The organism is Mesorhizobium sp. WSM4887 (assembly GCF_029625865.1).
In the GTDB taxonomy this organism is placed as follows: domain Bacteria; phylum Pseudomonadota; class Alphaproteobacteria; order Rhizobiales; family Rhizobiaceae; genus Mesorhizobium.
Genome location: NZ_JARTVP010000001.1, coordinates 750411 through 764651, shown reverse-complemented (window position 1 = coordinate 764651; position 14241 = coordinate 750411). Strand labels below are relative to the sequence as shown.

Sequence of the window (14241 nt, the reverse complement as noted above, 5' to 3'; positions counted from 1 at the left end):
TACCCCCCCCCAGGCGCAACGGTTCAGCCAAGCAGTGCGGCTTTGTTCCCTTCCAGGAACTGCTTCAGCGTCTTCGGCTTGCGGCCCGACAACGTCTCGATAGCGTCGGTTACCATGCCGATACGGCCGGAGCGTGTGTTGGCGTCGAAGGATACGACAATGCGCGCAAAGTCCTCGGGAAGGCCGGCCGCCTTGACGCCCTCGGTCAAAGCCTCGTCAGGTAATTGGATAACCTCCAGCGGCTTGCCAGTGACTTCGCTCACCAGAGCGGCAATTTCGTTCGTCGTGTAGGCATGCGGGCCGGTCAGCGTGTAGACGCGGCTCTCCGTCGAGCCGGAAGCGAGGCTCGCGGCGATCGCGGCGGCCATGTCGTCGCGCGCGGCGTGCGCGATCCGACCGTCACCGGCCGAGGTGTACCACTTGCCCGACGAAATGGCGTGCGGCAGCGCCATGAAAAGGTTCTCCTGGTACCAGCCGTTGCGGAAGATGGTGTAGGCAATGCCGCTCGCCTTGATGGCCTGCTCGGTGCCGTAGTGGTCGCCGGCAAACAGCACCGGCGAGACCGGCTCGGGATTGGGCATCGAGGTGTAGAGGAGGTGCGAGACGCTTGCCGCCTTGGCTGCGGCCACCGCGGCCTGATGTTGCTTGAGGCGCCGGTCCCTCTTCAGGTCGAGCTCACCGGTCGAGACGATCAGCACTCGGTCGGCGCCTTTGAACGCGCGCTCCAGCGAGGCCGGATCGTCGAAATCGGCCGGCCTGACGACAATGCCGAGGGCTGCCAGGTCGCGGAGATTTTCGGGATTGCGCGTGGTTGCGATGATATTTGCCGGCGCGACTTTCTGCGCATCGAGCAGATGGTTGATCACGGCGCGGCCGAGATGGCCGGAAGCGCCGGTGACAAGGAGAGTTTCGGTCATGGGAGGTTCCTGAAAAATTGCGTCGAAGGGATTTGACCGATGGTCTCAAAAAGAGACCAGCACTAAAATAAGAATTGACCAGGGGCCGTAAAGAAGGCAGTTTTCCGGGAGGTAGGCACAGCCGGGGAACCACCGGCGGGTCGCCGCTTCGATCAATGGATGTCGCGATGGACAGCAAGATCTTCAGTCTGAAATCGAAGCTCGAGGTCTACAAAGCCATGACCGGCGGCGGCAATTTCGCCGACTGCCCGGTCCGCGATGTGATCCAGGGCATCAGCGGCAAATGGAGCTCGCTGCTGGTCATGGCTTTGGCCGAGAAGCCGTACCGGTTCGGGGAGTTGCGCCGCCTGGTGCCCGACATTTCGCAGCGTATGCTGACGCAGACGCTCTACGACCTGCAGCGCGACGGCTATGTGCATCGCGAAGTCTTTCCGACCAAGCCGCCGAGCGTTGAATACAGCCTCACCGATCTCGGCCGCTCGATGTTCGCGCCGTTGCAGATGCTGATCCAATGGGCCGAACTCAACCACGATGCCGTTCGTGAGGCGCGCGTCGCCTTCGATGCCGCGCAGGCCTGAGCCTTTCCTTCCCCGATACAAGCGTCAAAGCGCCGCTTGCGCCGGTGCCGCAGTTGCTCGCCGCCATGGTCGCGGGAACGGTGATCGACCCGTTCAGGCCGATCGGGCTTGCGGAATCGCAATGGCCTGCAGCCGGATCATTCGCGACAGATAGGATGCCTTTGCCCGCAGGAAGGCGTGCAGCCGCAGCGGATAGTCCGGACTGACAGCCTCCTTCACCGATTGCCGGTCGCTCAACGCCTTGCGCCAGGCCTGGACGAGAGGCTTACCGTCCAGGATGCCGCAAGCGCCGATCTCGTCGAACGTGTCGAAGTAGCGGAAGATCGGCCCGTAGACGGCGTCGACCAGCGAGAAGCGCTTCCCGGCGAACCACGGACCGCTCCGCCTTGCCGACAGTTCTGCCTCGACACGCTCAAACAGTTCCGACAAGCCGCTGCTTTCCTTGAGGAAGCAGGCCTCATCGGCGGCGGAATAGAAGCGCCCGATGGCGTTGAGGATGGCCGAACCGAATTCGACCCAGGAGCGGTGCCTGGCCCGCATGAGCGGATCGGCCGGATGCAACGGATTGGCCTGCGTCTCCTCGAGGAATTCGAGGATGACTGCGGATTCGAAAATGATCTCCTCCTTGCTGCCGTTTCGAACGCGGAGCAGCGGTACTTTGCCGAGCGGCGAGATAGCCTTGAACCAGTCGGGCTTGCTGGCAAGGTCGACATTGACGCGCTCGAACGGCACGCCTTTCTCGGCGAGGGCAATTGCCGCACGCTGGACGTAGGGGCAAAGGTGATGGCTGACGAGGGTGAGTTTGGCCGTCATCTTATTCTCCCCAGACATAGTTCAGCGCGCCGTCCTCGACGCGGGTCGACAGGAACATCAGGCGCGAGCCCTTCGGCGCCGGGCCTATGAGGCGCTCGCCGCTTTGCATGTCGAAGCGGGCGCCGTGCCACTGGCAGATGAAGGCGCCGTCCTTGCAGTCGAGTGGCCCGCCGAAATGCAGGCAGGCATTGGCTGCGGCACGGACACGCTCGCCGCTGCGCCAGACGTGGACCTCGCGGCCGAAGAAAGGCGCGATCAGGCTGCCGGTCTGCGGGATGTCGGCCACTTTACAGATCTCATGTTTCATCGGGAACTCCTTATCGATGCAATTGCATCTATATGAATGCATTTGCATCGACCGTCAAGCTTGATGCAATTGCATCTATCGAATAAAGTTCCTCGATGACGAGAAAATCTCCTCCGCCCGAGGCCGTCAAAGCCTGGGGCCGCCTGATGCGCGTGTCGCGCCAGCTGGTCGAAAAGACCGAGTATGCCCTGAAAGCCGGCGGCTTGCCGCCGCTCGCCTGGTACGACGTGCTGCACGAGCTTGCCGAGGCGGGCGAGGGCGGCTTGCGGCCGTTCGAGCTGATCGATCGCGTTCTGTTGGCGCAGTACAGCGTGTCGCGACTGCTGGCCCGGCTGGAAGCGGATGGCCTGCTGGAAAAGCTGCCTGTCTCGGATGACGGCCGTGGCCAGACAGTGCGCATCACGCCAAGCGGCCGGGAGATGCGCCGCCGCATCTGGGCGGTCTATGGCGCGTCCATAGCCGAACTGATGGGCGACAAGCTTTCCGCCAAGGAGCTGGAAACGCTGGCTGCACTGCTCGGGCGGTTGCGCGAGCCACCGGCCGGCGATTAGCTCACGAGTGTTTGTGGGTACCGTCAGATTTTTTCGCCGCAGCCCCTTGCGTTGGAAACCCGAATGCGCAATAAGCCGAACCGTAACGTACGGTACGCATTATTGAGCGACCGGGAACTGGTGAAACGTGTTGCAAGCCGCCGCCGACACCGACAGCAGCGAAACGCTCACCGAGCGGCAGCAGGCCGTTCTGGACGCAGCACTTCGCCTACTGGTCGAAGAGGGCGACAACCTGACCATGACCGCGGTGGCGCGGCGGGCAAGCTGCTCCAAGGAAACACTCTACAAATGGTTCGGCGACCGCGACGGGCTGCTGACGGCGACAGTGCAATGGCAGGCCTCGAAAGTGCGCGTGGCGCCGGTCGACCGCAAAGGCCTCGACCTCGCTTGGCTGACCGCAAGCCTCGAACGCTTCGCTTCCGACTGGCTGAGGGTCATCTCCAGCGATACGTCTATCGCGCTCAACCGTGTCGCGGTCGGCCATGCCGGCTCAGGGAAGGATGACCTTGGCGCGATCGTGCTGCAGAATGGGCGTTTCGCGCTGGCCAGGCGTCTGAAGCCCGTGCTCGAAGCGGGACGCGAGGCCGGGCTGCTCGACTTAGAGGACGCCGAGACGGCGTTCCGGACGTTTTTCGGGCTGGTCGGCCGCGACGTGCAGATGCGGCTTCTGCTCGGCGACCGGCTGCAATTGACCGAGGCGACGATCGGCGGCGATGCCGCCCGCGCGACGCAGCAGTTTCTCGCTCTTTACGGCTCAAGGACCGGGAGAGCAAACAACCGGCCGCAAGGCCCCGGAGCCGGATGATTTCAGGTCAAGTCGACCTGAAATCTGAATCCGGCTCCAAATCCAAGAGATAGAGCATGATGTCGTCCGAAAACCGCTTCACACTTTTCGGCATCATGCTCTGATCTTCAAAACGGGAAGGAAGACGAAATGCGTGTCTATTACGATCGTGACGCCGATCTCAATCTGATCAAGGGTAAGAAGGTCGCCATCATCGGCTATGGCAGCCAGGGCCGGGCGCATGCGCTCAACCTCAAGGATTCCGGCGTCAAGGAGATCGCCATCGGCCTGAAGGCCGGCTCGGCGACCGCCAACAAGGTCGAGGCCGACGGACTGAAGGTGATGAGCGTGGCGGATGCCGCCAAGTGGGCAGACCTGATGATGATGGCAACGCCCGACGAATTGCAGGCCGACATCTACAGATCAGAGATCGCGCCGAACATCCGCGACGGCGCCGCCATCGCCTTCGCGCACGGCCTCAATGTGCATTTCGGCCTGATCGAGCCGAAGGCTTCGGTCGACGTGGTCATGATCGCGCCGAAGGGCCCCGGCCATACCGTGCGCGGCGAATATCAGAAGGGCGGCGGCGTGCCGTGCCTGGTTGCCGTCAACCAGGACGCCTCGGGCAATGCGCTCGACCTGGCGCTCTCCTATGCCTGCGGCGTCGGCGGCGGCCGTTCCGGCATCATCGAGACCAATTTCCGCGAGGAATGCGAGACCGATCTGTTCGGCGAGCAGGTGGTGCTGTGCGGCGGCCTGGTCGAGCTGATCCGCGCCGGCTTCGAGACGCTGGTGGAAGCCGGCTACGCGCCGGAGATGGCCTACTTCGAGTGTCTGCACGAGGTGAAGCTGATCGTCGACCTCATCTATGAGGGCGGCATCGCCAACATGAACTACTCGATCTCGAATACCGCCGAATGGGGCGAATATGTCTCCGGTCCGCGTATCATCACGGCCGACACCAAGGCCGAGATGAAGCGCATCCTGAAGGATATCCAGACCGGAAAATTCACCTCGGAATGGATGCAGGAATATCGCGCCGGCCTGTCGCGCTTCAAGGGCATCCGCCGCAACAACGACAGTCATCAGATCGAAGAGGTTGGCGCGAAGCTGCGCGCGATGATGCCGTGGATCGCCAAGAACAAGCTGGTCGACAAGGCGAAAAACTAATTCGGTCTATTCATGCGTGAAAGCCGGCGGAGCGATCCGCCGGCTTCTCTCACGCTCAGCCGTAATGCCAATGCGGCTTCGGCTCGGTGCCCGCGAATTCCACGCCGATGCGGTCGTCGCGGCGCCAGCGGACGATCGCCTTGTAGCCAATCCGGTCCTTCGTCACGTAAAGCAGGAATTCGTCGGGCACATGCGCCTCGATCGGCAGCTTCAGTTCGGCGCCGCCAGGATGCATGTTGCGCACCGTGCACATGACCCCGGAATTGTTGATGCCGGTCAGGATCGCCGCGCCCTTCAGCACGCGTTGCCGGCGCTTGCCTCTCAACTCGTTCTCGGTCATGGCGGAGTCGTCCTAGCGGATCGCAGCTTGGCGATCGTCATATGGGGCACCGCATCACGGATAGACGCATCTGCTAAATTTAAGGTTATCGCGTCGCCGTCGGGCGCGCCTTGCCAAAAAGAAACGGCGCCCGCCGGGCGCCGTTGAGCTTCGTGCCGAGGGGCTCAGATATAGGGCGAAATGCACTGCCGGCGCGGGCCGTTATAGGGCTGGAACGTGTTGTCCCAGGCCCGATAGGACCGGTAGCGGTCGTGGCACCATTGGACATGGGCCCTGGAAAGCCGCTCGGTCCGGTAAATGCGCCGCGGCTGATAGTAGCGCGGATAGGGATCGTAATAATAGGGATTGTAGAAATTGTTGTAGGCGAGGCTGCCGAGACCGAGGCCTAGGCCGAGCCCAAGGATGGCCGCGCCCCCGCTGTCGAAGTGGCGATGGCGATGATGGCGATGATGCCGCCAGCGCCAATTGCGATCTCCGTCCCAGTTGCGGGAGAAATGACGTGCGCGGAAGTCGCCGTCACGCCATCTAAAATCGCGGCCGCGCCAGTCACCGCCGCGCCGCCAGCGCCAGTCATACATCTGCCGCCGGTCGTTGCCGCCGGCCCAGCTGTCGCGAACGGGGATGATGGTGGATGCGGCCGTGCTGGTCACGGTCGACATATCGGGCTGCAGGACCGGGCCGGCAATCGACGGCACCGTCAGCCCAGCGGAGAGACCCAAGGCCAGAAGCCCGGATCCAAGGGAAGACAAGAGCGGTTTCATTTCACTCTCCACGAGTAAGGCCCCACGCCCAAAACGCTCGGGAATAGGCCTATTGATGGAACTTTCCATCTGAACGGAAGATGAACAGAAAGGTTCCGTCAACCATAACGGGCGTGCGTATGCTCTTGTGTTCGCCATTGCTTGCGGGCAAAGGTCTCGGCCATGTCGCTGCGCCTCGCCACCTTCAATGTCGAGAACCTGATGAACAGGTTCGACTTCTCCGGCTATCGCAACCAGCTCAACGAGGACCGAACGCTGGCGCTGTTCGACATCCAGAGCGAAGCAGAATACAGGCTGCTCGAACAGGCGCGCGCCATCGCCCAGTCCGATGACACCCGCCAGCTTACCGCGCTCGCCATAGCCGCGACACGCGCCGACGTCATCTGCATGCAGGAGGTGGACAATATCGAGGGGCTGAAGGCCTTCGAATATGGCTATCTCTTCAAGATGATCGGGCAGGGCTACCGTCAGAAATACACCACCGCCGGCAACGACTCCCGCGGCATCGACGTCGCCGTGATGATGCGCAACGAGACCGCGCAGGGGCAGCCGATCGAATTCGTGCGCATGACCAGCCATGCCTATGTCACGTTCGAGCAGTTCGGACTGTTCACGCCGGAACTGGCGGCGTTCGGGCACCTGGCCACCGAACGCGTCTTCCGGCGCGACTGCCTGGAAATCGACATAACGGTCGGCGGCGTGCCGCTTACGCTGTACCTCGTGCATTTCAAGTCAATGGGCTCGCCGCGCAACGGTCTCGATGGCCGCGAGGCGACGATGCCACTGCGCATCGCCGAGGCGCAGGCCGTGCGCCGCATCATCGAGGACCGCTTCGGCAAGGACCATGCGGCCGACAAGCGCTGGGCAATCTGCGGCGACATGAATGATTATCGGCAGCGCGTGAAGATCGAAGGCGACAGCTTCGACGGCTATCGCTTCCAGGTCGTCGACGAAGCGCAGTCCTCGATCAACGTTCTGACCGCCGGCGGCTTTTGCGAAAATGTCGTCGAGCGGCGGCCCGAGATGGACCGCTGGAGTTTTTATCACACGCGCGGCCCGCAAGAGCGGCATTTGTGCCAATTGGACTATATCCTGCTGTCGAAGGCCTTGGCGGCGAAGAACGCCACCGCGGTTCCGGAGATCATCCGCAACGGTCAGCCTTGGCGCACCATCTTTCCGCCTGGCCAGGAAGTCGAGCGTTTTCCGCGTGCCGGGTGGGACAGGCCGAAGGCCTCCGACCATTGCCCGGTGGTGATCAACCTGGACATGGCCTGAGCCCGTGAGCTTCGACCTGCCGCGCAATGTCATTTTGCCGGTCGACGCGGTCGACGTACGGCTCGTTGCCAGCCCGCATCCGTTCGAGCGCGACAATCAGACAGCGATCGCGGAAAACTGGCGCCGCGAAATGGAGATGAAGCCGGCGCTATATGACGGCACCGTGGTGTTGCTTTCAGCGCTGAGCTATCGCGACAGCCGGCTCATCGGTCGCTGTCATGCGGTGAAGTACTCGACTTTCATGCTGTGGCGCAAAAACCGGGAGCTGAGCGGCGCCGAACATGCCTATGCGCACGCCGTGCTGGTTGCCGGCGACAATGCGCTGGTGGCGATCCGGATGGGCTCGCACACGGTGAACGCTGGCCGCGTCTATTTCGCCGCCGGCTCCTTCGAGCCGATCGATTTCCGCGACGGCGTCGTCGATATCGATTTCAACATGATCCGCGAGGTGGGCGAGGAAACCGGGATCGATCTGTCGGGCGCCGCCCGCGGACAGCGCTACTATGCGCTGTCGACTTCGAGCGGCACGGTGATCTTCCGCCGCTATCACGTTCCCGAGCCGGCGGAAGAGCTTGCGCGGCGCATCAGAGCCTTCGTTGCCGCCGAGAAAGAGCCGGAGATCGAAGGTCCGGTGATCATCCGGCACGCCGCAGACCTGCCGGAAGGCTTGATGGGCCATATGAGGCCGCTGATCAAGTGGCATTTCGCCAACGAGCTGGTCTGACTCGATCACGGGCCGACGACGCGGCGGTTCACTCGTGCCTTAGCGCCTCGATCGGATCGAGCCTCGCGCCGCGCAGTGCCGGGAAGAAGCCGAACACCATGCCGATCAGCGCCGAAAAACCGACGGCGAGCAGGATGACCGCCGGGCTCGGCGCGAAGGGTATCGTCAGCGTCACCGAGGCCAGGCCTGCGAGCGCCAGTCCGATCAGGATGCCGATGATGCCGCCAAGCAGCGACAGCACCGTCGCCTCGACCAGGAACTGGATCAGGATGTGTTTTTCGTGCGCACCGATCGCCAGCCTGATGCCGATCTCGCGCGTGCGCTCAGTGACCGATACCAGCATGATGTTCATGATGCCGATGCCGCCGACCAGAAGGCTGACGCCGGCGACGGCACCCAGCATGCCGGTCATGGTGGTGGTGGCGCTGGCCATGGCGTCGGCGATCTGGGTCATGTCGCGGATCGAGAAATCGGCATCGCGGTCCGGCGTGATGCGGCGCGTGTCGCGCAGGATGTCCTCGACGCGCGGCTGCAGTTCGGTGGTCGGCGTCCTGTCGTCGGCGGCGATGTAGATCGAGTCGATGTCGCGGTTGCCGGCGATGCGCCGCTGGTAGGCGGCCAGCGGCATCAGCACGACATTGTCCTGATCCTGGCCAAAGCCGGTGTAACCCTTCGGCTCGAGCAGGCCGATGATCCGGCAGGAGGTGCGGTTGACGCGGATCGTCTCGCCCTCCGGATCGCCGGCGCCGAAGAACTGCTGCCGCACCGTCTCGCCGATCAGGCAGACGCCGGCGCCGGCGCGCGTCTCGGAATCGCTGAAGGGACGGCCCGACACCAGCTTCCAGTCGCGCGCGTCGAGATAGGCGCTGTCGGTGCCGGTAACGCCCGACGTCAGGCTCTCCGTGCCGAAGATGACCCGCACCTGTTTTTGCGACGCCGGTGCGATGGCGCGTGCGCCGCTGAGATGGGCAACCAGTGCTTCGAGGTCCTTGGTGGCCAGCGGTCGGGTGACCTGGTCGAGCCCGCCCGGGCCGCCAGGCCCTGCCGGACGGCCCGAGCGGACGACGAGCAGGTTGCTGCCGAGTTTCGAGATGTCGGCCTTGACCTTCTCGGTGGTGCCGGAGCCGATGGTGAGCATGGCGATGACCGCGGCGACGCCGATGACGATGCCGAGCAGGGTCAGGAACGAGCGCAGCACGTTCCGGCGGATGGAAATCAGCGAAAGGCGGACGGTTTCCCAAATCATGCTGCCTCGGCTTTCGCTGTATCTGAAGCGACGTGGCCGTCGAGGAAGCGCACCGTGCGCCCGGCATATGCCGCGACGTCGGCTTCGTGCGTGACCATGACGATGGTGAGGCCGAGTTCGGCGTTCAGCCTGGTCAGCAATTCCATTATTTCGTGCGTGCGCGCGGTGTCGAGATTTCCGGTGGGCTCGTCGGCAACAAGCAGAGTCGGTTTGGTGACGATGGCACGCGCTATCGCCACGCGCTGTTGCTGGCCGCCCGAGAGTTCGGCCGGCGTGTGATGTTCGCGCCCGACAAGTCCGACTTGGGCGAGCGCCTGCATGGCCAGCTCCCGGCGCTCGCGGGCGGAAACGCCGCGATAGATCAGCGGCAGCTCGACATTTTCCGCCGCCGTGGTGCGGGGCAGGAGATTGTAGCCCTGGAAGACGAAGCCGACATAAAGGTTGCGCAGCAGGGCGCGGCGGTTGCGGTCGAGCCGGCCGGCATCGACGCCCATGAAGCGGTAGGTTCCGGCCGTCGGCGTGTCGAGACAGCCGATGATGTTCATCGCCGTCGACTTGCCCGAGCCGGACTGTCCCATGATGGCGACGAACTCACTTCTGCGGATGGCAAGATCGACGCCGGCAAGTGCGTGCACGCACGCTTCGCCCTCGCCATAGCTCTTCCATACACTGTCGAAGGTGATGAGCAGGGGAGCGGACACGGTCAGCTCCGTTGCTGCGAGCCGGTGATGACCTCCGCGCCTTCCTCGAGGCCGGACGTGATCTCGGTCAGTTCACCGTCGGTCGAGCCGATCCTGACGTTGAGGGCATGCGGCCGTCCGTTGTCCAGCACATAGAGCGTGCGCGACCCGTCGATCGGCGCTTTCATCGCCTCGCGCTGCCGGTTGGGGCGCCCCATGCGGCCGGTAAAGAGGTCGCGCAGGCTCCAGCCGCGGGCCGCCTGTTGCGCCGGGCGGTAACGGAAGGCTGTGGCCGGCACGGTGAGCACGCCCTTGGCCTGCCGGGTCACCACCGCGACCGTGGCGGTCATGCCTGGCCTGAGCAGAAGTTCGCCGTTGTCGACTTCCAGCCGTGCATTGTAAGTGACGACGCCGTCGGTGGTGACGGAGGCATAGGAGATGTCGCGGATCTCGGCGTCGAAGGGACGGTCCGGGAAAGCATCGACGGTGAAGCGGGCATGCTGGCCGGGCTTGACCTGGCCGATATCGGCCTCGTCCACCGCCGCCTGCAGCTCCATGTTCCGCAAGTCGGCAGCGATGACGAACAGCACCGGCGCCTGCAGCGAAGAAGCGACCGTCTGCCCCGGATCGACGGAGCGCGTGAGCACGATGCCGTCGATCGGCGCGTAGATGGTGCTCTTGGCAAGGTCGGTCTGCTGGGCCTTCAGATCAGCTTCGGCGATGGCGAGATTGGCCTCGGCGCTGTCGAGCGCGGCCTTGGAGCGATCGCGTGTCGCGGTCGCGGCCTCAAGCGATTGATCCGTCGCCATGCCGCGCTTGGTGAGGGCGCTCGCGCGGACCACCGCGTTCTGGTTTTCCTGCAGCGTGACCTTGGCATCCTCGACGGCGGCCGCCGCCGCCTTTGCCGAGGCGGTGGCGCGCTCGATCTGGACTTCGAGCTTGGCGGTGTCGAGCGTCGCGAGCACGTCGCCCTTCTTGACCTGCTGGTTCTCGTTGACGGCGACGGCGCGGACGATGCCGGAAAGCTCGCTGGAGATGTCGACCTGCGTCAGCGGCTGCAGCGTGCCGGTCGCCGACACCTTGACGGTCAGGTCGGCAATCGTCGCCGGCGCGGTCGTGTATTCGATCCGGGGCGGCGAGACGGCGTTCCAGCGGTAGCCGGCGATCGCGGCCGCCACGACAGCCAGCGCCAGCAGCGCGTAGAGCCGGAAGCGGCGGCGCTTGCGGCTCACGCCTTTGCGGTCGAGCCCGAGGGCCGTTTCGATGGAAGTGTCGGTTTCTGCGTTTGGCGGATTGACAAGCTGGTCCACCACGGACCCCTATAACGACAAATTGATGTCCCTATCCGTGAACAAATCATGCCTTGACGTTCGAATTTCAAATTAAATTTCCCTCATGTTGGGATCGAGCAGAAATTCGGGACGAGGCGGAAGGTTTTCCAAATGACGCGCGACTACTTGCTTTACGACGTGTTTACGACCGAGCGGCTGGCCGGGAATCCGCTGGCGGTGGTGCTCGACAGCGAGGGGCTGGATACGGCCGCCATGCAAACGATCGCGCGCGAATTCAACCTGTCCGAGACGGTGTTCGTGCTGCCGCCCGAAAATCCCAAGCATCGCAACCGTATACGCATCTTCACGCCCGATTATGAGATGCCGTTCGCGGGCCATCCGACGGTTGGGTCGGCTATCGCGCTTGCGGAGCAGGCTGGCGAAGCGACTGGCATCTTTGTGCTGGAGGAGAACATCGGCCCCGTGCGTTGCGCGGTCAGCAAGCATGATGGCGCTACCTTCGCCGAATTCGACTTGGCGAAACTGCCTGAGCGGCTGGAACTCGCCGCCGAACCGGAAATGATCGGCGCCGCGCTTGGCCTTGGCCCGCATGAGCTCGGCTTCGAGAATCACCGCGTCTCCTTCTGGTCGGCCGGCGTGCCCTACGTCACCATTCCGGTTGCCGGCCTCGAAGCCGCCGCAAAAGTCAGGCTGGACAACCAGGCATGGTCCGAACTCGCGCCGCGCAAGAGCGAATGGGCCTTCGCCAGCCCGTACGTCTATTGCCGCGAGACGGTGCATCACGACAGCGCCTTCCATGTGCGCATGATCGTGCCGGGCAATCCCTCCTACGAAGATCCGGCGACCGGCTCCGCGGCGGCGGCCTTTGCCGGCGCCATCATGCATTTCGACGGTCCAACCGACGGGATCTCGCAGCTTTGGATCGAGCAGGGGCTGGAAATGGGGAGACCCTCGCGCATCCGGCTCGAGCTCAATGTCGACGGCGGAAAACTGGCCTCCGCGCGCATCGGAGGCCATGCGATCAAAGTGGCGGAAGGCCAGATTTTTGTGTGACACCTGCGGCAATTCGGCGATTTGTCTGGAAATGATCCGGCAGGGCTGGACATCGTTCAAACCGGCGGCTATATGCGCCGCCGACGCTGGATTTCCCGGCGGTGTGGGTGTGTAGCTCAGTTGGTAGAGCAGCTGACTCTTAATCAGCGGGTCCACAGTTCGATCCTGTGCACACCCACCAAAGTCTTTCCATAAAGCGGCCAGAAAACAAGCGAGATGGGCACCAGTCCTACTGCGCTGTCCTGTTCAAGCTGGCCTTGAACTTGACCTTCATCGTGATCTGGCCGGTCACCGTAACCTGCGATCCGCCATAGCCGCCGACATTGCGGTCCCGGGCATTGACGTTAGTTGTCATGCCGGTGATTTCGCAGGTGTCGGCGACAGTCTCGGCCACCATGGCGCAACTGACGGCCGCGACCTTGTAGAAAGAGCGAAGTGCGGCCTGCTGCTGGGCGGCTGCGTCCTCGTCGTCCTTGACCGGAAGGGTCATCGAAATCGACGATTGGATTCTGGCAGATCCGTCTTCGCCGGGGCGAAGCGGGCGAACATATTGATCTTGGGCAAGGGCCGGCAGTGCCATCCCAGCAAGAAACGTAACAAATATTAGGCCCTTCAAATACATCGTTCGATCTCCCGTGAAACATCTCTGTCGCACGAATCAATCAAGACGACGTTATTTCGTCATTTCAACAGCGTTGAAATTTTGAAGGAAGATTATTTTTCCGAAACGCCGGCTTCCGCGAAACTCGCCATTCTCGTATGACACTCCAGCGCCGAGCGGACGATGTTGACGGCAAGGCAGGCGCCGGAGCCTTCGCCGAGCCGCATGCCGAGGTCGAGCAGCGGCGGCAGGCCCAGCGCTTCGAGCAGGCGGCGATGACCGGCTTCGGCCGAGACATGGGCGGCGACGGTGTGCGCCAGCCCGGTCGGGTGCAGCCTTGCCAGCGGCGCGACGGCGGCGGTGCAGACGAAGCCGTCGAGCAACACCGGCACGTTGTTCTTGCGCGCGGCCAGCGTGGCGCCGAAGATCGCCGCAAGCTCGCGTCCGCCAAGGGCGGCGGCGATCTTCAGCGGGTCGGAAAGCGAATCGGCATGGCGCTTGAGGCCCGCCTCTATGGCGGTGATCTTGCGGATCAATCCGGCATCATCGACGCCGGTGCCGCGGCCGGTCCATTTTTCCGCGCCGCCGCCGAAAAGAGCGGCCGAGATCGCTGCTGCCGGCGTGGTGTTGCCGATGCCCATCTCGCCGAAACAGACGAGGTCGAGATCGTTGGTCACGGCGTCGTAGCCGGCCGAGACCGCGGCGAGGAAGGTCTGCTCGTCCATCGCCGGCGCTTGCGTGAAATCGCCTGTCGGATGATCGAGATCGAGCGGGATGACGTCGAGCCTGGCGCCGGCGACGCGGGCGAGCTGGTTGATGGCAGCACCGCCGCCGGCAAAGTTCGCCACCATCTGCACCGTGACTTCCGAAGGATAGGCCGAAACGCCCTGCGCGGTGACGCCGTGATTGCCGGCAAACACGAAGACTTTGACCGCGTCGAGCTTCGGCATGTCGCGGCCCTGCCAGCGGGCCAACCAGGCGGCGATCGTTTCCAAACGGCCAAGGCTGCCCTGCGGCTTGGTCAGCGTGTCCTGGCGACGGGCAACGGCGGCGGCGGCCGTATCGCTGCCGGCGGACAGATCGAGGCAGGCGGCGCGAAGGTCTTCGAGCGATTTGAACGACGTTGTTTGAGGGGACATGAGGGTAAGG

17 protein-coding genes and 1 tRNA gene are annotated in these 14241 nt (G+C 63.6%); 8 read left to right on the top strand and 10 right to left on the bottom strand.

What is annotated here, in order from left to right:
• Positions 1-23: 23 nt before the first annotated feature.
• Entirely contained in the window at positions 24-917 is an 894-nt protein-coding gene (locus P9230_RS03710; RefSeq protein ID WP_278087822.1) for an SDR family oxidoreductase, read from the bottom strand.
• A 167-nt stretch (positions 918-1084) separates the two neighbouring features.
• Here P9230_RS03710 and P9230_RS03705 point away from each other — a divergent pair, with 167 nt between their 5' ends.
• Positions 1085-1495 carry a helix-turn-helix domain-containing protein gene (locus P9230_RS03705; RefSeq protein ID WP_066998811.1) on the top strand — a complete coding sequence of 137 codons (411 nt, stop codon included), beginning with the start codon at positions 1085-1087 and terminating at the stop codon, positions 1493-1495.
• 93 nt (positions 1496-1588) lie between these two features.
• Here the strand turns inward: P9230_RS03705 and P9230_RS03700 are convergent, their stop codons facing one another.
• Positions 1589-2308: a glutathione S-transferase family protein gene (locus tag P9230_RS03700; RefSeq protein ID WP_278117480.1), complete on the bottom strand. Its 720-nt coding sequence runs from the start codon at positions 2306-2308 to the stop codon at positions 1589-1591.
• Between the two features lies 1 nt (position 2309).
• Positions 2310-2615, bottom strand: coding sequence for a Rieske (2Fe-2S) protein (locus tag P9230_RS03695; RefSeq protein WP_278117478.1), 306 nt, complete (start codon positions 2613-2615; stop codon positions 2310-2312).
• 95 nt (positions 2616-2710) lie between these two features.
• On the opposite strand from P9230_RS03695, the gene P9230_RS03690 reads away from it, so the two are divergent.
• From P9230_RS03690 to ilvC, 3 genes are all read left to right on the top strand, one after another.
• Positions 2711-3166, top strand: coding sequence for a MarR family winged helix-turn-helix transcriptional regulator (locus P9230_RS03690; protein ID WP_278117476.1), 456 nt, complete (start codon positions 2711-2713; stop codon positions 3164-3166).
• 127 nt (positions 3167-3293) lie between these two features.
• Complete coding sequence (locus P9230_RS03685) at positions 3294-3971, top strand: TetR/AcrR family transcriptional regulator (RefSeq protein ID WP_278117474.1); 678 nt, start codon at positions 3294-3296, stop codon at positions 3969-3971.
• 129 nt (positions 3972-4100) lie between these two features.
• Positions 4101-5120, top strand: coding sequence for a ketol-acid reductoisomerase (ilvC, locus tag P9230_RS03680; protein WP_067323290.1), 1020 nt, complete (start codon positions 4101-4103; stop codon positions 5118-5120).
• A 55-nt stretch (positions 5121-5175) separates the two neighbouring features.
• Here the strand turns inward: ilvC and P9230_RS03675 are convergent, their stop codons facing one another.
• Entirely contained in the window at positions 5176-5460 is a 285-nt protein-coding gene (locus tag P9230_RS03675; RefSeq protein WP_067323293.1) for a PilZ domain-containing protein, read from the bottom strand.
• Between the two features lie 164 nt (positions 5461-5624).
• The gene (locus P9230_RS03670) at positions 5625-6221 is read right to left on the bottom strand and encodes a BA14K family protein (RefSeq protein WP_067323296.1); all 597 of its coding nucleotides are present in this window, start codon (positions 6219-6221) and stop codon (positions 5625-5627) included.
• Positions 6222-6383: 162 nt separating this feature from the next.
• Between P9230_RS03670 and P9230_RS03665 the strand changes: the two genes are divergently transcribed.
• Complete coding sequence (locus P9230_RS03665; RefSeq protein WP_095802004.1) at positions 6384-7496, top strand: endonuclease/exonuclease/phosphatase family protein; 1113 nt, start codon at positions 6384-6386, stop codon at positions 7494-7496.
• 4 nt (positions 7497-7500) lie between these two features.
• Positions 7501-8220: a hypothetical protein gene (locus tag P9230_RS03660; protein WP_067323301.1), complete on the top strand. Its 720-nt coding sequence runs from the start codon at positions 7501-7503 to the stop codon at positions 8218-8220.
• 28 nt (positions 8221-8248) lie between these two features.
• On the opposite strand, the gene P9230_RS03655 is transcribed toward P9230_RS03660, so the two are convergent.
• The 3 genes from P9230_RS03655 to P9230_RS03645 are packed head-to-tail and all read right to left on the bottom strand — an operon-like array spanning position 8249 to position 11456.
• A complete protein-coding gene (locus P9230_RS03655; RefSeq protein ID WP_067323304.1) occupies positions 8249-9466 on the bottom strand; it encodes an ABC transporter permease in 1218 nt (405 codons plus the stop codon).
• Positions 9463-10173: an ABC transporter ATP-binding protein gene (locus tag P9230_RS03650; protein WP_278118328.1), complete on the bottom strand. Its 711-nt coding sequence runs from the start codon at positions 10171-10173 to the stop codon at positions 9463-9465. The genes P9230_RS03655 and P9230_RS03650 overlap by 4 nt, the downstream gene beginning before the upstream one ends.
• Entirely contained in the window at positions 10170-11456 is a 1287-nt protein-coding gene (locus P9230_RS03645) for an efflux RND transporter periplasmic adaptor subunit (protein WP_278117472.1), read from the bottom strand. Before P9230_RS03645 ends, P9230_RS03650 begins: the two co-directional genes overlap by 4 nt.
• Positions 11457-11588: 132 nt before the next feature.
• On the opposite strand from P9230_RS03645, the gene P9230_RS03640 reads away from it, so the two are divergent.
• Together P9230_RS03640 and P9230_RS03635 are read left to right on the top strand one after the other, a co-directional pair.
• Entirely contained in the window at positions 11589-12491 is a 903-nt protein-coding gene (locus tag P9230_RS03640; protein WP_067323313.1) for a PhzF family phenazine biosynthesis protein, read from the top strand.
• Between the two features lie 105 nt (positions 12492-12596).
• Positions 12597-12672: transfer RNA gene (locus P9230_RS03635), tRNA-Lys, on the top strand.
• A gap of 48 nt (positions 12673-12720) precedes the next feature.
• Here P9230_RS03635 and P9230_RS03630 read toward each other — a convergent pair.
• Both P9230_RS03630 and cobT read right to left on the bottom strand, forming a co-directional pair.
• Positions 12721-13113: a hypothetical protein gene (locus tag P9230_RS03630; protein ID WP_278053081.1), complete on the bottom strand. Its 393-nt coding sequence runs from the start codon at positions 13111-13113 to the stop codon at positions 12721-12723.
• A gap of 92 nt (positions 13114-13205) precedes the next feature.
• Positions 13206-14231, bottom strand: a complete 1026-nt coding sequence (cobT, locus tag P9230_RS03625; RefSeq protein WP_095826218.1) for a nicotinate-nucleotide--dimethylbenzimidazole phosphoribosyltransferase — start codon at positions 14229-14231, stop codon at positions 13206-13208.
• Positions 14232-14241 lie beyond the last annotated feature (10 nt).